The organism is Mangrovimonas sp. TPBH4 (assembly GCF_001280505.1).
Taxonomy (GTDB): domain Bacteria; phylum Bacteroidota; class Bacteroidia; order Flavobacteriales; family Flavobacteriaceae; genus Mangrovimonas_A.
This window is the reverse complement of the sequence record NZ_LBIO01000062.1, coordinates 67,482-87,016: the sequence shown is the minus strand read 5'-3', so window position 1 is coordinate 87,016 and position 19,535 is coordinate 67,482. Positions and strand designations below refer to the sequence as shown.

Below are 19,535 nucleotides of genomic sequence, written 5' to 3'. Positions count from 1 at the left end.
AAAAATTTATGCTCTAATTCCTAGAAAGGCAAATCATCATGCTCCTCTTCGTTAAGATTTCCAGCAGGCTCAAAAGCATCTGTTGGAGGCATCGGTGGCATATTACCAGCATCAGCTTGAACAGCCTCAATACGCCATCCTTGAATGGAATTGAAATATTTGGTTTCTCCTTGAGGGTTTACCCATTCTCTTCCTCTTAGGTTGATACTAATCTTTACTGGTTGCCCTACTTGGTAAGTATTTAATAAATCGGTTTTATCCTGTACAAACTCCACCATAATATGTTGTGGATATTGCTCTTCTGTAGTAATTACAATCTCTCTTTTTCTAAACCCGTTGCTTCCAAAAGTTTGGGTTTCTCCAATCATTTTAATTTTTCCCTGAATTTCCATTCTTCTTACTATTTATTCTAATTTGTATTTTTATCTGTTTCTGCCACCGGATTAAGATAGCAATAATTTCCATGCGCTTGCTACATCGCCATAGCTCAAATAATTTTGAGCCAATTTATGCTTTTCCCGATGTGTCATACTTGTAATATTTGGGTAACGCTCACTAATATCCTCTACAAAGGCCGCAATATCTTGTGCCGAAGGCAATTGTTCTACATTCCCCAACATTCCCAAATCATTCCCCGTCAAGATCATACTGTTCTTAACTTCCTCAGGAAGGGCATCCACACCAATTCCCAAGGTTTGTAGTGGCTTCGGAATTTCAAAAAAGCCGCTTTTGGCTCTGTTGTAATAACTTCCTCCAGCCCTAGCTACCAAGTCCAACTTCTCTTGATCTATCCGCTGTTCCTCGTCCAAGACTTCCTCAGAGACATGGAACTTTACCACTTCACATATCACCAAGTTTCCTGCGCCACCTTCATCACCCAATTTTACAATATCGTTTACCTTACACTCAAATTGGACAGGAGATTCGGCAACTCTGAAAGGCTTCACTATATCCGATTTCAACATGGTTAAACCAGCCTTTTCAAATTCGTTAACCCCTTTTGCGTATTCCGTGCTGCTCAAGGAGGTTTGCTGAACTAAATCGTAATTTACCACATTAATCACTACCTCTCTAACCGCTTCCACATTTTCCAAAGTATGCTTTACCGTATTGTCCCTTACCCGGCGCGCCGGTGAAAAAATCAAAATGGGCGGATTGGCACTGAACACATTAAAAAAGCTAAAAGGCGACAAATTAGGATTACCCTCTTCATCAATGGTACTGGCAAATGCAATAGGCCTAGGCGCCACGGCACTTAACAGGTACCCATGCACCTTTGCAGTAGACATGTCCTTGGGATTAAATGAGATCATAGGCAAAATTGATTTGGCACAAATGTAACCATATTACCAAAGTAATAAAAATGATTTGAAACCCTTAACGCACAATATTATTAACAGAATTCCATTATATTTAGAATTACAAAAAATTTAGAATGACCTTATCCACCAATAGAAACATTTTACGTTGGACCATCATCGTTGTGTCTTTTGTTACTATTTCTCTCATCCTTTGGAACACCTACATTTTCTTTCAAAATTTTAAGGCCGAAGAGCGTACCAAAATGGAAAATTGGTCTCTGGCTCAGGAAGAAGTGAGCAAGGTTACCGATTTAAAATCCAATGTTGGGGAACTCCCTTTAGAAATCTTAAAGAGCAATACCACGACCCCCATGATATTGGTAAGCCTAGAAGGCATTACCTACAACAATATTGATGAAACCAAGGCTCAGGATTCTCTATACATTCAATCCCTTATTGAAAAATTTAAAAGTGAAAACCGCCCTATTGAAATTCGTTATAAAGACAAAGTACTTTCAACCTTGTATTATGGCAATTCGCCTCTTTTGAATAAGCTAAAATATTATCCTTTGGCCCTTTTGCTTATCATATTTTTATTTGGCGCTGTGGTTTACTTTTTCTACCGAAGCAATAAAAATGCCGAACAAAACAAACTTTGGACTGGAATGGCCAAAGAAACGGCTCACCAAATAGGCACGCCCCTTTCCTCACTTGTAGGATGGATTGAAATTTTAAGGTCGGAAAACGTCGATCCAGATTACATTTTGGAAATGGAAAAAGACATTCAACGCCTCCAAACCATTACGGAGCGCTTTAGTAAAATAGGCTCCATGCCCACCCTTACCAAAACGGATATTGTGCAAGAAACTCTAGATAGCTATGCCTACCTCAAATCACGATCATCCAAATTAATTGACTTTGACATATCCGTTCCCAAAACCGAAATTTTTGTGGAGCTCAACTCTCAACTCTACAGTTGGACAATTGAGAACTTGGTAAAAAATGCCATTGATGCCATGAAGGGCAAAGGCAAGTTAAGTGTAGCCATGGAGCAAGACAGCAAATATGTAAAAGTAAATATTACCGATACTGGAAAAGGAATTTCCAAACAACAGTTTCACCAAATATTTGAACCTGGTTACACCAGTAAAAAGCGCGGTTGGGGCCTTGGTCTATCCTTAGCCAAACGTATCGTAGAAGATTACCATAATGGCAAAATAAAGGTCCTACACTCCGAAATTGGCAAGGGTACGACCATGCAGATAAGTTTAAAAATTCTTTCGTAAATTTGAGTTTATGAGCGCATCATTTTTTACCCTAAAGGAAGTTGATCTAAACAACAATTGCCCCGAATGCTATTCTACAAAAGGCTTACATTTAACCTTTAAGCAAAAGCTGGTAGAGAATGCCTTTTATAAAGCCGTCACCAAAGACACGACACATACCCTTTACTGTCACACCTGTAACAACGAAATCTATCCGGTACAATGGACCCATGAAATAGAACAGGTATTTGCCTACCAACAACGGGCCATTCCCGCTAAACCAAGGTCTTTAAAGCTCACCAAATTGTCATGGTTCCTTATCATAATAGACCTTTTACTGATCTTAGCGATCATTCTATACGTTTTTGGTGTTTTTGACAGTTGATCAATCACAAATGGGAGGCAATTTCCTTAGCAATCGCTTCAAATTCTTCAGGCTGCAAACTCTCTTTGGAAAGAAAACGGGCATCGTCCATTCTATTTAACGGAATTAAGTGTACATGCACATGAGGTACTTCCAAACCAATCACCGAGACACCCACGCGTTTACAAGGAACCGCCTTTTCCAATGCAATGGCTACTCGCCTTGAAAACGCCATTAAACCCATATAGGTAGCTTCGTCCAAATCGAAAATCTTATCAACTTCCTTTTTTGGAATACATAAAGTATGTCCCTTTGCATTAGGGTTGATGTCCAAGAACGCTAGAAACTCATCTGTTTCAGCAACTTTATAGCAAGGAATCTCGCCATTTATAATCTTTGTAAATATTGATGCCATGGTATTCAGAATTAGATTTAAAGATAAAAAGATTCCCGCAGAACGGGAATCTTTTACTTAATTATTAAACCTGTCTATCAAGACCGTTTATTATCTTGAAATTTCTAAAATATCAAATTTCATGACCCCATTTGGTACTTGGATATCCGCAACCTCTCCAACAGACTTACCTAACAAGCCTTTACCAATTGGCGAGTTTACAGAGATTTTACCAGAGGCCAAATCGGCTTCTCCATCGGCAACCAAGGTATAGGTCATTTCCATACCATTGGTTTGGTTTTTAATTTTCACTTTTGAAAGCACCAAAACCTTCGAGGTGTCCAATTGCGATTCGTCAATCAAACGTGCCCCTGCCAAAATATCTTCCAATTTGGAAATTTTCATTTCCAATAGCCCTTGCGCCTCTTTGGCAGCATCGTATTCGGCATTTTCACTCAAATCCCCTTTGTCTCTTGCTTCCGCAATAGCTTGGGAAGCTTTTGGGCGTTCTATATCCTTAAGTTGTCTTAACTCGTCCCTTAATTTCTTCAGTCCTTCCGCAGTGTAATAAGATACTTTACTCATAACTTCATTATTTAAATTGTAAATCGTAGCCGAACTCTTATTCAGCATAAAAAAAATCCCGCTAGCACGAGATTACATACAAATTTACACAATTTTTTTAAATGTTAACTAGGTCTAAAGGTAACTAAAAAAATGGGAGAGCAAAGCTCGCGGTACTTTATAATTATTCGTTAAATTTTTAATGGACTCATATGCAAGCCTAACCGAAAGCGTTAATTTTATCGTAATTTGCACTTCTATTTTACAGCTATGAAAAAACTAATGCCCTTTTTCGCCCTGCTTCCATTATTGGTAGCCTGCGGTGGTAACGACGACCAAAACGAATGCAATTTCCTGCCCAATGTCGGTGTGAATGCATCTTTGAATATGAACTTACCACAATACAGCCAATTGCAATTTCCAAGCAACCCTGTTTATGTGGGCAATCAAGGAAGTGTTGGAGGTTTTTTTGTGGTGAATACAGGTTTTGGATTTATGGCTTTTGATGCTGCCGACCCGAACCATGCTGTGAGCAATTGTTCAACTTTAAGTATTGATGGCATTGAAGGCGTTTGTGGCTGTAGCGATGCCAACACCTATAGCTTGATTACAGGACAACCGCTTTATAACTCCGAATTGCCCTGTGGCCTGAGGATGTATGTGGTAGAACAAAGTGGCAACATGCTGTACGTATACAATTAAAAAATATCCAATCGAAATAAAAAAAGCCAAAACTGAAGTGTCGTTTTGGCTTTTTAGTTTTAAAAAATAACGTTTCTAGAATTTCAAGGTCATTCCCAACAAAAAGTTAGTGGTAGCCTGAGGATAATAGCCTGCACCTTCAATGGTGGTTACTTGGTTTGGATCGGACCAAGTATCATCATAAGTATAGTAATACCCATTAGATACATACTTTTCATTGAAAATATTGTTCACCAATCCTGTAAACAAAATGGATTTAAAGATTGATTTCGTTTTTAGCTCGTAAGTGATGTTGAAGTCGTTTACAAAATAGCTGTCCAATTTTGAATTTTCAGCATTGGTATTCCCCATAAATTGTTCGCCTACGTATTTGCTCAACACAGACATTTGCAGGTTTGCCATTGGCTGGAACACTAAAGCATTGGCCGCAATAAACTCTGGTGAATAAGAGATGTTTGTTTTTCCTAAGTTGACCAATTCTCCATCTAAGGAAGCAAAGGTTTCTTTATTCTTATTGGAACTCAAAGTAAAGTTAGGCTGAATGGAAAACTTTTTAGATAAGGCTACGGCTGCTTCCACTTCCAATCCTAAACGATAACTGTCTCCACTATTGGTTCTGATTGGGTTCCCTACATCGTCCAAGTTACCCGTTAGTACCAATTGTTCGTTGTATAGCATATAATAAGCATTCACATTCAATCTCAGTTTTTGTGCGTCGTGTCTCCAACCCAATTCAAAATCGTTAAGCTGCTCAGGTTTTACAGTGGCATTGTTTTCAAAATCGTCTCTGTTAGGCTCTCTATTGGCTCTAGCATAAGAGAAATACAAGTTATTATAGTCATTCATCTTATAGGTCACCCCAGCTTTTGGATTGAAAAAGGTGTAATTTTCATCCACATTAAAAGGAACTCTATCAGAGGTCAAGCCCGATGTTGTGTAATCTACATTTCGAACCTGAACATCGCCATAAAGGCTCAACTTCTCATTAAACCTATAGGTAGCCTTGGCAAACACACTAAAATCGCCTTTCTTTCCATTACCATCGTAATAATGGTCTCTTATTTCGCTGTCACTTGCATACTGTGCCCAAATAATTTCTCCAAAATGGTCACCATCATAAAAACTATACGAAGTCCCCAAAGTCATATTTAAAGCATCGTTTTTATAGTTGACATTGGCATTTACCACATAAAAATCATTATCCAGCCAACGACGACGAATCAAATCGGTAGTATTGATGGTTTCACCTCCAATTTGAATTTCTGCTAAATCGTAATCGGCAAAATCTTCGTCTTCCTTATATTGTTCAAAGAACCCCCGACCATAGGTGTAATTCAGTCCCAAGTTGGTAGACCAATGGTTATTGTAACGTTGGTTCCAATGCAGTTGGTAATGGTCTTGTTTGTAATCATCTACCTCATTGTCGTAAAAATGCATGTTTCCATCGGCGTCAAAATACATTCCCGCCGTATTAAAGGTTCTGTCATTTTCCAATAGATCCAAATCCTCCAAACCATTCCAAGACTGATAGGTTTTCTCCTTTCCTCCAAATGCCAAGGCTTTAATCAAGGTATTCTCATCTACATAAGACCCTTGCAAAAAATAAGATTGCAAATCGGAAGATGCTCTGTCGATATAGCCATCCGATTTAATTTTCGACAAACGCCCAGCGAACTCAAAGTGATCGTTCATCAATCCAGTGCTGAACTTCACCGTATGTTTGCGTGTGTTATAACTTCCGAAGGAATTGGAAATTTCGGCACTCGCTTCTTTAGAAACGGCATCAGTCAGTACGTTAATACTGGCTCCAAAAGCCCCAGAACCATTGGTGGAAGTTCCAACGCCACGCTGTAACTGCAAACTTTCTACTGAAGAGGCAAAATCACCTAAATTCACCCAAAAGGTTCCCATCGATTCCGCATCGTTATAAGGAATCCCGTTAATGGTCACATTGGTAGATTGGGCATTGATACCACGCACACGAATATAGGTATATCCAATTCCCGCCCCGGCATCTGTAGACGTTACCACCGACGGCAAATAATTTAAGAGCACAGGAATATCCTGTCCCAAATTGCGCTTTTCCAACTGCTCCTTGCTAACATTGGAGTGTGTGATTGGAGACGTGGCTTCTACCCTAACGGCCTTTACTAGAACTTCATCCAGTTTTTCAACTTCGGTAGAATCTTTCGTTTGTTGTGGTTGTTCTTGTGCAATTGCGGTGACTGATAGCACCAATAGTGTTAAGAAAAGAAATATGTTTTTCATATCGATTAAAAATTATAATCGAATAAAAAGAGGTCATTATTCTTTTGTTGTTATTAAAATTGATTTTGAAGCCAATGCTTCATTTTACCACGCATTAAAATTTATAATCACCAAAACTTGGTGGTTTGCAACGTGCCCGTTGCTCAGTCTGCAGACATTTTTAATGCTTCATTCCTAAACAGCATTACCTGTTCTAGGTTCAATGGGTATGATCTCAGCCGATATTAGGCACCCCTTTTTGAGAACGGGGCAAATTTAGGGAAGAATAGAGAATTAACCTACCGAAACAGCATTATTTTCAATAGAGGTCTGGCGGTTTCCTAAAACTCTTTTTTTCAGACTGTTTTCGTTTATCCTGAAGTCGCTTTTTCTTTACGCCTTTTGGAATTTTAGTCGGCACACGTTCCTTTTGAACCGCTAAAGCCTCCTCAATCATGTTCAAAAACTTTTGGATGACAAGTCTTTTATTTTTGAATTGACTTCGGCTGTCATCACTATACAACACCAACACCTGCCCTTTGTTCACCCTATTGGAAAGCGCGTGAAGCACCCGCTGTTTTTCATCTTCCTCCAAAACCTTGGAGGCCACCACATCAAAAAACAGCTCCACTTTGGTAGCTACTTTATTAACGTGTTGCCCTCCCGATCCTGAACTTCGAACCGCCTTAAAGGTCAGTTCTGAAATAAGTGCTTCCTGATTAATGTCCATTAAGAACTTGGTGTGGTGCTTTCAACAAATCGTTCACCGTTTTTACAGGATTAAAGGTTATCAATGGTACCTCCACAAACACTGTGTTCCAATTGGCCATACTACCGTTCCAAAGCCCTGGAAGCTCCAAAGCTTTGAGATTTCTCCCATTTTTGGTTTTTTCAGTTATAAACGCGGCCGAAGGATCGACAAACTTGGTCAAATTGAATTTTTCACCCTTATAATCCTTAACGCTGCACACAATATCCACAGGGTTGAAATGAGTTGATTTCGTCAAAATGGATTTTTGGCCCTTGTCCTTCATATTGATTTGGGCCGATTCCACAATTTGAAGTGAAATTACCCCATCTTCATCCTTTACCCAAAAAGGTCCTCCACCTGGCTCTCCCTCATTTTTCACCATTCCGCAAATACGGATAGGACGGTTGAGTTTTTCCTGAAGGTATTCTATTTGATATTTAGATTTATATTTTTTGAATTCTGGAGAAATCTTAACGTCCATTTTCTTGCTCAAGAATTTGGCAATTTCCTTAAGATCCTTCTCTTCTAAATTGTCTTCATCCAATTTTCTTAGGTAGGCAAAGGCCTGCTCTTGAAGTTCCATTAAAATTCCGGCAAGCACTTTTTTGTACTTGGCTACCTCTTCCTTGTATTTATAAACCACCACATTGTCTATGTTCTTCATAAAAATGACATCAGCTTCAAGGTCGTTTAGGTTTTCAATAAGCGCACCATGTCCTGAAGGTCTGAACAACAAAGAGCCATCCTCTTCCCTAAACAACTTGTTTTTTGGGGTTACGGCAATGGTATCTGTAGATTCTTTTTGATAAGAAAATGAAATTTCAAACTTCACCCCCGTTTTGGTCTCTACTTTCTGTTGAATTCTTTCAAACTCACTTTTGAACTTATCTTTATACTTTTCTGAAATGGTGAAGTGCAATTTTGCCTTACAATTATCAGACGAATACAGAGCGGTTTCAAACAAATGCTCTTCAAAAGCTGTTGAAATCACCTTGTTTTTATATTCGTGAAACGGCAAGAGTCCCTTTGGGTAGTTTCCATAATCCAACATATCCTCATCCAACATGGCTTTTACGAATAACCAGGACTTTTTATCTCTTGACTTTTTGTTATAATCGGGATAGGTTTCTAAAAGTTTGGCCATGACCTCATCATAAAACGGAAACTTTTTTAGCCCTAGAAAGAATAAAGAGAGATCCTTAGCATCGGTGTTGTTGATATAGGAATTTAAACTTTCCGCTTCTGGATCGTAATCCTGCTGAAATTGAAATAAAAATTTGAACATTCTTGTTGCCGCCCCTGAAGCAGGTACAAACTTTAACAGCTCGCTTTCATTCTTCTTCTCTTCAAATATTTTAATGTAATTCTCCTCCTCTTCTGGGTTCAATTTGGTAATTCCCTTACCAATCGTAGCCGCAGAAACAAGGTGAGTAAACGGCAGTCCGTTTTTAAAAATTTTAATCTGTTGTTTTACTTTTTTAGGGGTGAGTCCCTTTTTTTCAATCTGTTCTAAATCTGCTTCAGAAAATTTCATCAAGTCTGGTTTATTAGATTATCAATATGCTCTACTGCCACTTTAAAGCGTTCCTCTTCAGAACCTTTTAGTAAAACATAGGGTTTGTTATGTGTTATTAAAGCCGTTTCAAAAGCTTGGAACATGCGCTCCCTTTCATTAGGTCTGTCACGAATGTCATCCGCTTCCCACGGCACATCAATATTAGTTAAAAAATAAAGATTATACCGATTCTTTCCAACTATTTTATTCAGAATTTCAGGACAAAATCCATCATAATACATTGAACTATAAACTTTTGTTTCCAACAAATCGGTATCGCAAATCAATAATTTTTCGACTTTTGAAGTCAGTTCATTTTCCAGTTTCATTTGCCCTATGGCAATGGGCAACACATCCGCTTTGGTGAGGTCCTCTCCCATTCTCATTTTTTCTTCAGCATAACTTCTTGAAAATTCAGGGACCCACAGCGTTTTGTAATGCTTGGCCAAGCGTTGTGCCAACACCGTCTTCCCTGTAGATTCAGGACCAAAGAGCACCACTTTTATGCAGTTTGAATCTTGTTGTCTAAGCTGCGCTTCCATTGGCGATATCCTTGAATTGCTAAAAATGTAAAAATGAGATATTGTAAAGATAACATTCCTAATCCTCTATAAGCATAAAGCGGAACGGTAATAAGGTCGGCGAAAATCCAGAGGGTCCAATTTTCCAGCTTCTTGATGGCCATGTACCACATTGCCGTAAAGAAAATACCCGAAGTAAAGATGTCTATATAGTTAGGAATTTCCAATTGGTAACCATAAGCTGTGTAGACCAAATAAGTTACCAACATTGTCAACAAAAACATGCCAACTCCTATTAATTTTTCTTTGGTATTGGTTCTGGAAATAGCCACCACATGCTTGTCTTCTTTTTTTCTGGCCCAGTTCCACCACCCGTAAATACTCATCACGGAATAGTAAAAATTCATCATCATGTCTCCCAAATACCCAGCCTTGTACAATAGGTAAACCGTGATTATTGTGGCCACCAAGCCTGTTGGATACACCAAAATATTTTCCTTTTGGGCATAGTAAACACTTAAAATGCCAAAGACAAAGGCAATGGCTTCCAAGACAATAAACAATGCAGGAGTACCACGATAAGGGTCTATGAAAAAATCAAAAATGTGGTTCATAGTCGTGACGGTCGGATTTCACAAGTTTCATGTACAACAATCCTCTTTCTATCAATTCAAAAGCTTCCTTGATTTCGCTTGTCAGCAAGCCCATAACCTCATCATAATCGCCATACACTTGAGTACTCAAAGGGTTTTCCAAAACGGTAAGCCCAGAAGCTCGCAGTTTTTTTATAAAGTGAATAATCGCCGGTTCGTAGTTATCTTGAAGCGGCGTCAACGTTAATTCTACTGAAATTTTCATGGTGTTTAAATTCCCTAATAGGTCCTATTTATAGTTATGTTTTTGTTCAACCAAATCCGTTCAACGGCTTTGGTGTTTCTAGAATGATTTCTTTTTGCTGAAGTCTTTCAAAAAAGGTCTCGTCCTGTTCAAAAGCAGTACCAATCACTACCATATCTGCCCCTGCAGTATAGGCTTGAGTTAAGGCTTCCATATTTCTGATGCCTCCTCCAACAATCAAAGGAATCTTTAAATCTTCCTTTACTTTCTTGATAATTTCGGCATCAATAGGATGGATTGCACCACTACCTGCTTCCAAATAAATCAATTTCATTCCCAACAATTCCCCTGCTTTAGCCGTATCTACAATATTCTGAACATTATCTTTTGACATTGGCAAAGTATGCGTCACACGCTGAACCGCTGTTTCCTTCCCATTTTCAATAAGCAAATAACCTGTTGGGATGATTTCCAAATTGGCTTCTCTCAACTTTTGAACCGCCTGCACTTGTTTCCCGATAAGGTAATCGGGGTTTCTTCCTGAAATTAAGGACAAAAACAAAAGGGCATCAGCCTTTTCTGAAATTTGGGAGACATCTCCAGGAAAAATGATTACTGGCAGTAAAGTGTGTTTCTTTATCTCTGCCACCAAAATTGGAGTAACATGTTCATCAACTTCACTCCCGCCAACAAAAATATGGGTGGCAATGGATTGATTCACCTTCTCCATCAAATTGGCCACCTTATCAGTTTGAAGTTTATCGGGGTCCAACAACACTGCCAACAATCGTTCGCCTACAGCGATTCTTCTTAAAATATCCTTATAAATCATCATCTACGGAAGTGTATAAGCACAGGTAAATCCTTCAAATTCCAAGAAGGCCACGTGATAGCGACTCTTTCTGTTTTTATAATCTATCCACGCCGTGGTTTCTCCATCATGCATCATAAACGGAATCACTAAAGTGTGCTGCAAAAAACTCAATCCTGGTGTTGCAAAAAGTTTATACAAAGACTCCTTAACACACCAAATTACTGTAAGTTTATTGATATAATCGGCCTGGGAATTCTTCAAATACTTAAACTCATAGTCCATAAACTTATGAGCTATCACCCCTATTTTTTCTCGTTGCTTTTCAATGTCAATCCCAACCACATCATCACTTACCACTACGGCAGAAAAGGTAAAAGAATGGCTTATGGAAATATGCTTTCCATCTTTTAAATGGGGTTTCCCATTTTCATCATAAAATAAATCCTCGTCAGTATAGCCAAACTCAGCTAGTAAATGGCGTACACTTAAAAACCCACGTTGGTGCAATTCACTTTTCATATTTTGCACCCGCTGTAAACTTTCTGGTTTTAGCGTAACAGGCTGAAACAACTCCTGATAGGACTCTGTTATTTTCCAGATTTTAACAGAAGTTTGTGTACTAGGATTAAGGGTTTTATATAGAGGCATTTACTTTTCTGAAAGTTATTGGTTATCTTTGCACCGCTTAAAAAGCAATGCCACTTTGGGTAAGCGAATTTAACCATTTTAGGGAGTATTGCCAAAGGTGTCATCTTATAACACTAGAAAAACATAAAACATGGATACAAAAACTGTGGCTTACGAGCCATTTAAGGTAAAAGACCTGTCATTGGCTGACTGGGGACGCAAAGAGATTGAATTGGCAGAAGCCGAAATGCCTGGGCTGATGAGCTTGCGTGAGGAATACAAAGAGTCTCAACCGCTTAAAGGTGCTCGTATTGCAGGATGTTTGCACATGACCATTCAAACGGCTGTTTTGATTGAGACCCTTCAAGCCCTTGGTGCAGAAGTTACCTGGAGTTCTTGCAACATTTTTTCTACCCAAGATCAGGCTGCCGCTGCTATTGCCGCTGCGGGAACTGCTGTTTATGCTTGGAAAAATATGACCGAAGAGGAGTTTGATTGGTGTATTGAGCAAACTTTATTTTTTGGTGAAGACCGCCAACCGCTTAACATGATTTTGGATGACGGTGGAGACCTTACCAATATGGTATTGGACCGGTACCCTCATTTGGTTGAAGGTATTAATGGTTTAAGCGAAGAAACGACTACTGGTGTTCACAGATTGTATGACCGTATGAAAGCTGGAACATTGCCAATGCCTGCTATCAACGTGAATGATTCTGTAACCAAATCTAAATTCGACAACAAATACGGATGTCGCGAAAGTGCGGTTGACGCTATTCGTCGTGCTACCGATGTGATGTTGGCAGGAAAACGTGTTGTAGTTTGTGGTTATGGAGACGTAGGTAAAGGTACTGCAGCTTCTTTTAGAGGCGCTGGAAGTATTGTAACCGTGACTGAAATTGACCCTATTTGTGCCTTACAGGCAGCAATGGATGGTTACGAAGTAAAACGTTTGGAAACAGTTGTTGGAAAAGCTGATATCGTGATTACTACAACTGGAAACAAAGATATCGTTCGTGGTGAGCACTTTGAAGCTATGAAAGATAAAACCATCGTATGTAACATTGGGCATTTTGACAACGAAATTGATGTTGCGTGGTTGAAAACAAATCATGGAGCAACAAAAGTTGAAATCAAACCTCAGGTTGACAAATACACTATCAACGGAAATGATATTATCCTTTTAGCAGAAGGACGTTTGGTAAACCTTGGTTGTGCGACTGGACACCCAAGTTTTGTAATGAGCAACTCCTTTACTAACCAAACTTTGGCGCAAATTGAACTTTGGACCAACAAAGATGCTTACGAAAACAAAGTATACATGTTGCCAAAGCATTTAGATGAGAAAGTAGCCAAATTGCACCTTGCCAAAATTGGCGTGGAACTTACTGAATTGAAACAAGACCAAGCCGATTATATCGGTGTACAAGTTGAAGGCCCATTCAAACCAGAATACTACAGATACTAAGAGAATTTAAATTCTTATTCATAGAAATCCCAAGCCTCAAGGTTTGGGATTTTTTTGTTTTCTGCTGAAGTTTCAATCCTAAATATCTCCAAGAAAATCCTTATATTTCATAGACATCATGGTATATTCAGAAGACAATATTAAAGTGCCTCGTTTTAGTGAGGAAGCCGGGTTTTACACCACTAAAAAACGCTCCAAGATTATGAGTCGTATTCGTGGCAAAAACACCAACCCAGAGCTGCGTTTTAGGAAAGCGCTTTGGCAAAAAAATGTGAGGTATCGCGTGGATAGTAAAAGCTTACCTGGAAAACCCGATGTGTCCATCAAAAAGTATAATCTTGCCATTTTTATTGATGGGGAATTTTGGCATGGCTACAATTGGGACGAACGAAAGAATCAGATAAAAAGCAACCGTCAGTTTTGGATTCCCAAGATAGAACGCAATATGCAGCGAGACTATCAAGTAAACCAAGCATTGGAAGCCATGGGATTTACCGTTTTCAGGTTTTGGGCACACGAAATTAAAACCAACTTAGACCAATGTATCAATGATGTTTTGGTCTATATCTCTACAGGCCGGAATGATTGGTAGGCAAACTCAATAAATAAGACAAAAAAGCCCTTTCAAAATTTGAAAGCGCTCATTGTTTAGTTTAGGTTTTGTTCTTGCTTGGGGTGTACCAACGTCATTTCTTCAATTAAATGCGAAGCTCCCGCATATTTATCAATCACGAATAAAATATAGCGGACGTCCACCATAATGTTCCTACAAATTTCAGGGCTGTAATAAATGTCGCTCATAGTGCCTTCCCAGACACGATCAAAATTCAGGCCTATCAAGTTGCCATGGGCATCCAAGGCTGGACTTCCTGAGTTCCCTCCTGTGGTATGGTTCGTCCCGATAAAACATACTGGCAATTTCCCATTAGTATCGGCATAATTTCCAAAATCCTTGGAAACATACAGTTCTCTCAACTTTTCTGGAACATCAAACTCATAATCACTAGGCACATATTTTTCCATCACACCATCCAAATAGGTGATAGGGTCATAGTACACGGCATCCTTAGGTTCGTATCCTTTCACCTTTCCATAAGTTACACGAAGCGTACTGTTGGCATCTGGAAAATAACGCTCATCAGGCATTACCTCCATCAAGGCTTTCATGTACAGTTTTTGATATTTGTTGATTTCAGAATTCAAGGTGTTAAAATCAGGATCTAAAGAGCTGTAATATTCCTCAATAAAAGGTTTCGCATATTTATAGGCCTTATCCTTATTCAGTTTTTTAATAACCTCCTTGGCATCACCATCCAATACTTTCATGGCCGATTTTAAATCGGTGAAACTGCTGTTTTTATAAATGGAGGTATCCACATTCTGCGTATACAAAGGCATGATGGCTTCAAAAACACCTTGATCTACATCTGCATTAAAATCCTTATAAATACTAATCAACTTATCTACAACGATATCTCTTGAACGATCAAAAGCTTCCTCACCTTTCGCTGCAGCACGCTCCATTTGATCCAATCTGAACATGATGCCCATAAGTTCATTATTACGCTTAAAAATTTCGTTGAAATTTCCACGCTTTACATTGACAGCTTCAATTTGCGCATACAATTTTTCTAATTGGGGCAGTACACCTCCATACTCCTCAACTAATCCTTTCTCTTTTAAAAGACTCGTAAACTCAGCCTCCATGTTACGTTTGATGGCAACGGCATTACTTTTTTCCAGACCTAGGTTTTCACCTATCCATTTTTTCCAATAGTTGGCTATTCTAGCTTGCTTTGAGGCATATTGAATTCTTATTTCGTCGTTCTGTTTCATATAACTATCAATCACCTTTAGAGCCGCTTCCCTAATAGCGATATTGCTTGGGTTTACCTTTTTCACAATCTGCTCAACTGCAACTGCTGGCAAATACTCATTGGTACGACCTGGAAACCCAAATACCATAGTAAAATCATCTTCGGAAACCCCGTCCAAGGATACCGGTAAATAGTGTTTAGGCTTGTAAGGCACATTGTCTGCTGCGTATTTTGCTGGGCGGTTATTTTGATCTGCGTAAATTCTGAACATAGAAAAATCTCCGGTATGGCGAGGCCACACCCAATTGTCGGTATCGCTACCAAACTTCCCAATACTGTTTGGAGGCGTCCCCACCAAACGCACATCCTCGAAGCGCTCTGTTACAAACAAAAAGTACTGGTTTCCTTTATAAAAAGACTTGATTTTTGCTCTCTGCCAATCTTCTTTCCTCACTTCTTTGAGCACTTTGCTACTATTAGAATCGGTTAAAGACTGTAATTCCTTGGCAGTCATTTCAGCATTGGTTCCTGCCAAAACTTGCTCGGTCACATCATCAATTCTTACAATGAATTCCACATAAAGATCACTATTTGGCAATTCTTCTTCCAAGCTCATGGCCCAAAATCCATTCTTCAAATAATCATTTTCCAATGAAGAATGCGATTGTATTTGCCCATAACCACAGTGGTGGTTGGTCAAAATCAACCCCTTTGGGGAAATCACCTCAGCGGTACATCCGCCATTGAAATGCACTACAGCATCCTTTAAACTGGAATTGTTGACATCGTAAATATCCTGCGCGGTCAGTTTGCTTCCTAAAGACTCCATTTCGGCTTCGTTCATCCCTTCCAAAAGCGAAGGAATCCACATTCCACCTTGTTGGGCAGTCAGCTGAAAAGTAATAAAGAGTAATAGTATCTTGAAATATTTCATAAGTAAGTTTTTAAGAGGCGCAAATTTAAGAAACCCCTTTGAAAATGAAGGACTCTTTATCAAACCTTTAACGCAAGAACTCGCTTACAAAAAATAGCCATCACTGCGCATTGTTTTTTGAGCAGAATGCTTACATTTACTGTATGCAGGACCAACTTAAAGTAGCATTTATCCAACAGGAACTTGTTTGGGAAAATCCTAAGCAGAACCGCAAACAGTTCAAGGAATCCATTGAAAGTATCAACCAAAAGGTAGACCTCATTGTTCTACCGGAAATGTTCACTACGGGGTTCACCATGAATGCCAAAGAACAGGCTGAAACCATGGATGGCAAATCTGTAGATTGGATGAAGAAACTGGCTTTGGAAAAGGATGCTACCATTGTGGGAAGTCTGATTATTGAGGACGATTCCAAAGTCTACAACCGCCTGTTGTTTGTTCATCCCAACGGAGACATTCAACATTATGATAAGCGCCACACCTTTTCCTTGGTAGGAGAAGATAAGGTTTATGCTTCCGGAACAGAAAAGCTGATTGTAGACTATCGCGGTTGGAAAATATGCCCTTTAATTTGTTACGACCTTCGCTTTCCCGTTTGGAGCCGTAACAAAGAAGACTACGACCTCTTGATCTATGTTGCCAATTGGCCCAAACCCCGCATTGTGGCTTGGGACACTTTATTAAAAGCTAGAGCCATTGAAAATATGTGCTACACTATTGGCGTGAACAGAGTTGGCTTGGACGAAAAAGACAATGAGTATTGCGGCCATTCCACCGCCTACGACATTTTGGGAAACAATATTTCCCCCATTAGACCCAATAAGGAATATGTAGGCATCCTTACTTTGGAGCGTAACCACCTAAATTTTTACAGAAACAAACTGAAGTTTTTAAACGATAGGGATACGTTTTTAATCCAATAATGGAAACTCGATAATTGGATCCCAATTGGCTCTAGCATCCTTGATCAGTTCTGGATAGTAACTGATACGTTCTGGCTGCCGTTTTTGCAAATAACTTCCCGTATCCCATTTTTGGTTGCCGTTGGTATCAAAAATCACTCTTAAGTAGTAATTTACAGGTTCAATATACCTAAAGTCGAATACTCTATTTTCGGCAGCAAACTGTTCGTATTTCACCTCCCCTTTTTCGGTTGTTAACTGCACAATCACCGGAAACTTGGCATTCTGTAAGGTCACCCGCATGTTGGAGTAATCTGCATAGTTTTTGGTCTTGCAATTGAAATTTAAGGTGTCATTAACATGTCCAAAGAACCCTGTCAAGGCTTCCGGCAACATTTCAATGCTGTAACTGTTAGATTCGGTTTTATCAAACTTAAACGTATAGATATTGTTTAATGTGTCGAATTCTGTTTTGTAAACTACCTCCAAAGTATCCTTATCGGTAATTTTAATTTTTTGCTCATCGATTTTCATAAAAGGCGTAGTACCTTCAATAGCGAAATCCTCATTAAAAGATATGGTTCCCGACTTTAGAGGTTTCACCACCAAACTATCTCGTTCCAACTCCCTATATTTATGAATCAAAGTATCTGTATACTTGTCATTTCTAACCACAAATCGCGCCGAATCCATTTCCATTTTAGGCTTGTACCAATAATACAAGGTATCTGCTTTGGCATCTTTGGTAATTCTCGTTTCATAATTGGAAGGCATGTCTTCCAATAGCCCGATTTTCATGTTTTTGGCATTCCCCTCGTAACCAAATGCTATTTTTTCACCACCAATCTGCTTTGGTTTAATGGCTCTAAAGTCCAATTCCTCGGAAAACAGCTTTAACGCGTAAATAGTATCGTTTGGTACCTTTACAACACCTCTGTGAAACCCAATTTTGTCAACTTTAGGCTCAAAGGTAAAGTTCCCATTTTTATCATTTAGGGCCACCATCATATATTCTCCTTCCTTCAGATTCTCTAGGCTAAAAGTGGTCAAACTATCAAGTGTATTGGTGACATACTTCGGTTTCTTTTTATACACCACAGAATCCGTATAAGTAGAATCCTTCTCATAAAGCATCACCGAAACAAATGTATCCGGTTCTTTATTTTCTGCATCCAAAATCAAACCTTTCACCGAAAGCGAATCGATATAACTTCCCGTGGAAAACACGTATTTATAGTAAGGATAAGGGTTTTCTTCATTGTTATCCACAATACTTTGCCCAAAATTGAAGGCATAGGTAGTATTAGCCTGAAGCGTGTCCTTTATTTTTATCTTGATATACTTACTGGCAGAGCCCAATGGTGTGATATCCGGTTGATACTCCATAGGGGGTGAAATGATCAACTGCTTTTGCATGTTTTTCACCTTGATGTATTCATCGAAGTAAATTCTAATCTCGGAAGCCTTGAAATTGGTCGAATAATTTTCTGGAACGGACTTTACAATTTTTGGGGGTTCCACATCCTTTTCTCCTCCTGTTGGCGTCCCTCTATTGGCACACCCCACAATACAAAGAACTACAGTAAACACCACTAACGTTTTAAAACACTTTTGTAACATCCTAAGGCTTAATTTTTACGCAAATTAACAACTTATTTGGTATACAAACGGCATGCTATGTTGAAAATTGTCGCATGTAAAAGGATTCCAAAATTACACCAAAGTCATTTTGTCAATCGGTAATGGCCATGGTAGCCAAACTCAGGGACAGGCCTTCAATATTCAGCAATACTTGGGCACAAGCCTCCACGGTCGCTCCTGTAGTAATGATATCATCTACAAGCAAGACATGTTTTCCCTTTAATTGTTGCCCATTTACAACCCTAAAGTTGGATGTATCCGTATCCAAACGTCGTAAGCGATCCTTAAATACTTGTGTTTTGGTGGGTGCCTGCTTTTGAAGGACATCCATATTGAATGGCACCTGCAAAGCACTGGCAACTTCTTCTCCAAATTTATGCACTTGATTATAGCCCCGCTTTCGCAATTTCCTATTATGAATAGGCACTGGCACGACTAAGTCAACATCTTGATAGGCCTCCAAACTTTTGAGTTCTGCTCCCAACCATGCACCTAAAAAAGTTCCAACATCTTCCTGACCGCGATATTTTAGGTTGTGTAATATTTGCTGGACAATCCCCTTTTTCGAGAAATGTAACAAGGAAGTAGCTTGCTGCAAAGGCACCCTTCCGTAGAGTACATTTTTAACTCGCTCATCTCCATTAAAGTGGAAATTTGTAAGAGGTAACTGATGCCGACACTCCAAACAAATATAGGCTTCATAATCCCCTAAATGGCCACTACAGCCTACACAAACCTTCGGAAAGAATAAGTTTAACAAATTTTTCATCACTTCATCGATAAAAATAATCTAAACTTAACATAAAACTATATTTTGGGCGCGATAAATAG

General features: G+C 39.1%; 21 protein-coding genes and 1 riboswitch. Of the genes, 6 read left to right on the top strand and 15 right to left on the bottom strand.

The genetic code is table 11. The annotated features are described in order from the left end of the window. Positions 1 to 20 precede the first annotated feature (20 nt). Positions 21 to 392: a DUF3127 domain-containing protein gene (locus ZA05_RS16155; protein ID WP_053992727.1), complete on the bottom strand. Its 372-nt coding sequence runs from the start codon at positions 390 to 392 to the stop codon at positions 21 to 23. A gap of 51 nt (positions 393 to 443) precedes the next feature. Next, the gene (locus ZA05_RS16150) at positions 444 to 1,313 is read right to left on the bottom strand and encodes a flavin reductase family protein (protein ID WP_053992726.1); all 870 of its coding nucleotides are present in this window, start codon (positions 1,311 to 1,313) and stop codon (positions 444 to 446) included. Positions 1,314 to 1,435: 122 nt separating this feature from the next. Here ZA05_RS16150 and ZA05_RS16145 point away from each other — a divergent pair, with 122 nt between their 5' ends. Together ZA05_RS16145 and ZA05_RS16140 are read left to right on the top strand one after the other, a co-directional pair. Continuing rightward, positions 1,436 to 2,587: a HAMP domain-containing sensor histidine kinase gene (locus tag ZA05_RS16145; RefSeq protein WP_053992725.1), complete on the top strand. Its 1,152-nt coding sequence runs from the start codon at positions 1,436 to 1,438 to the stop codon at positions 2,585 to 2,587. A gap of 10 nt (positions 2,588 to 2,597) precedes the next feature. After that, the gene (locus ZA05_RS16140; protein WP_053992724.1) at positions 2,598 to 2,951 is read left to right on the top strand and encodes a hypothetical protein; all 354 of its coding nucleotides are present in this window, start codon (positions 2,598 to 2,600) and stop codon (positions 2,949 to 2,951) included. Between the two features lie 4 nt (positions 2,952 to 2,955). Here the strand turns inward: ZA05_RS16140 and ZA05_RS16135 are convergent, their stop codons facing one another. Together ZA05_RS16135 and greA are read right to left on the bottom strand one after the other, a co-directional pair. Next, positions 2,956 to 3,345 carry an HIT family protein gene (locus tag ZA05_RS16135; protein WP_053992723.1) on the bottom strand — a complete coding sequence of 130 codons (390 nt, stop codon included), beginning with the start codon at positions 3,343 to 3,345 and terminating at the stop codon, positions 2,956 to 2,958. Between the two features lie 90 nt (positions 3,346 to 3,435). Continuing rightward, on the bottom strand, positions 3,436 to 3,909 hold the full coding sequence (gene greA, locus ZA05_RS16130; RefSeq protein ID WP_053992814.1) for a transcription elongation factor GreA: 474 nt from the start codon (positions 3,907 to 3,909) through the stop codon (positions 3,436 to 3,438). 249 nt (positions 3,910 to 4,158) lie between these two features. On the opposite strand from greA, the gene ZA05_RS16125 reads away from it, so the two are divergent. Continuing rightward, positions 4,159 to 4,590 (top strand): hypothetical protein, encoded by a 432-nt coding sequence (locus ZA05_RS16125; protein WP_053992722.1) that lies wholly within the window; start codon positions 4,159 to 4,161, stop codon positions 4,588 to 4,590. Between the two features lie 75 nt (positions 4,591 to 4,665). On the opposite strand, the gene ZA05_RS16120 is transcribed toward ZA05_RS16125, so the two are convergent. The 8 genes from ZA05_RS16120 to ZA05_RS16085 form a co-directional block, all read right to left on the bottom strand. Further along, positions 4,666 to 6,858, bottom strand: a complete 2,193-nt coding sequence (locus ZA05_RS16120) for a TonB-dependent receptor (protein ID WP_053992721.1) — start codon at positions 6,856 to 6,858, stop codon at positions 4,666 to 4,668. A gap of 154 nt (positions 6,859 to 7,012) precedes the next feature. Beyond that, a riboswitch (TPP riboswitch) is annotated at positions 7,013 to 7,104 on the bottom strand. 52 nt (positions 7,105 to 7,156) lie between these two features. After that, positions 7,157 to 7,567, bottom strand: a complete 411-nt coding sequence (gene arfB / locus ZA05_RS16115; protein WP_053992720.1) for an alternative ribosome rescue aminoacyl-tRNA hydrolase ArfB — start codon at positions 7,565 to 7,567, stop codon at positions 7,157 to 7,159. Further along, entirely contained in the window at positions 7,557 to 9,122 is a 1,566-nt protein-coding gene (locus ZA05_RS16110; RefSeq protein WP_053992719.1) for a DUF4301 family protein, read from the bottom strand. The genes arfB and ZA05_RS16110 overlap by 11 nt, the downstream gene beginning before the upstream one ends. After that, positions 9,122 to 9,685 (bottom strand): AAA family ATPase, encoded by a 564-nt coding sequence (locus ZA05_RS16105; protein WP_053992718.1) that lies wholly within the window; start codon positions 9,683 to 9,685, stop codon positions 9,122 to 9,124. The genes ZA05_RS16110 and ZA05_RS16105 overlap by 1 nt, the downstream gene beginning before the upstream one ends. Continuing rightward, positions 9,646 to 10,278, bottom strand: a complete 633-nt coding sequence (gene pnuC, locus ZA05_RS16100) for a nicotinamide riboside transporter PnuC (RefSeq protein ID WP_053992717.1) — start codon at positions 10,276 to 10,278, stop codon at positions 9,646 to 9,648. Before pnuC ends, ZA05_RS16105 begins: the two co-directional genes overlap by 40 nt. After that, positions 10,262 to 10,522, bottom strand: coding sequence for a thiamine-binding protein (locus tag ZA05_RS16095; RefSeq protein WP_053992716.1), 261 nt, complete (start codon positions 10,520 to 10,522; stop codon positions 10,262 to 10,264). Before ZA05_RS16095 ends, pnuC begins: the two co-directional genes overlap by 17 nt. Before the next feature lie 46 nt (positions 10,523 to 10,568). After that, on the bottom strand, positions 10,569 to 11,336 hold the full coding sequence (locus tag ZA05_RS16090) for a geranylgeranylglyceryl/heptaprenylglyceryl phosphate synthase (RefSeq protein WP_053992715.1): 768 nt from the start codon (positions 11,334 to 11,336) through the stop codon (positions 10,569 to 10,571). Beyond that, positions 11,337 to 11,963 carry a 4'-phosphopantetheinyl transferase superfamily protein gene (locus ZA05_RS16085; RefSeq protein WP_053992714.1) on the bottom strand — a complete coding sequence of 209 codons (627 nt, stop codon included), beginning with the start codon at positions 11,961 to 11,963 and terminating at the stop codon, positions 11,337 to 11,339. Positions 11,964 to 12,093: 130 nt separating this feature from the next. Between ZA05_RS16085 and ahcY the strand changes: the two genes are divergently transcribed. After that, complete coding sequence (gene ahcY, locus ZA05_RS16080) at positions 12,094 to 13,410, top strand: adenosylhomocysteinase (RefSeq protein ID WP_053992713.1); 1,317 nt, start codon at positions 12,094 to 12,096, stop codon at positions 13,408 to 13,410. 118 nt (positions 13,411 to 13,528) lie between these two features. After that, positions 13,529 to 14,002, top strand: a complete 474-nt coding sequence (locus tag ZA05_RS16075) for a very short patch repair endonuclease (RefSeq protein WP_053992712.1) — start codon at positions 13,529 to 13,531, stop codon at positions 14,000 to 14,002. 56 nt (positions 14,003 to 14,058) lie between these two features. Here ZA05_RS16075 and ZA05_RS16070 read toward each other — a convergent pair whose 3' ends face one another. Beyond that, positions 14,059 to 16,161: a S46 family peptidase gene (locus ZA05_RS16070; RefSeq protein WP_053992711.1), complete on the bottom strand. Its 2,103-nt coding sequence runs from the start codon at positions 16,159 to 16,161 to the stop codon at positions 14,059 to 14,061. A 143-nt stretch (positions 16,162 to 16,304) separates the two neighbouring features. Here ZA05_RS16070 and ZA05_RS16065 point away from each other — a divergent pair, with 143 nt between their 5' ends. Continuing rightward, positions 16,305 to 17,084 carry an amidohydrolase gene (locus ZA05_RS16065; protein WP_053992710.1) on the top strand — a complete coding sequence of 260 codons (780 nt, stop codon included), beginning with the start codon at positions 16,305 to 16,307 and terminating at the stop codon, positions 17,082 to 17,084. On the opposite strand, the gene ZA05_RS16060 is transcribed toward ZA05_RS16065, so the two are convergent. Then, the gene (locus tag ZA05_RS16060; protein ID WP_053992709.1) at positions 17,073 to 18,683 is read right to left on the bottom strand and encodes an Ig-like domain-containing protein; all 1,611 of its coding nucleotides are present in this window, start codon (positions 18,681 to 18,683) and stop codon (positions 17,073 to 17,075) included. The genes ZA05_RS16065 and ZA05_RS16060 overlap by 12 nt on opposite strands. 112 nt (positions 18,684 to 18,795) lie before the next feature. Beyond that, positions 18,796 to 19,473: a ComF family protein gene (locus ZA05_RS16055; RefSeq protein ID WP_053992708.1), complete on the bottom strand. Its 678-nt coding sequence runs from the start codon at positions 19,471 to 19,473 to the stop codon at positions 18,796 to 18,798. Positions 19,474 to 19,535 lie beyond the last annotated feature (62 nt).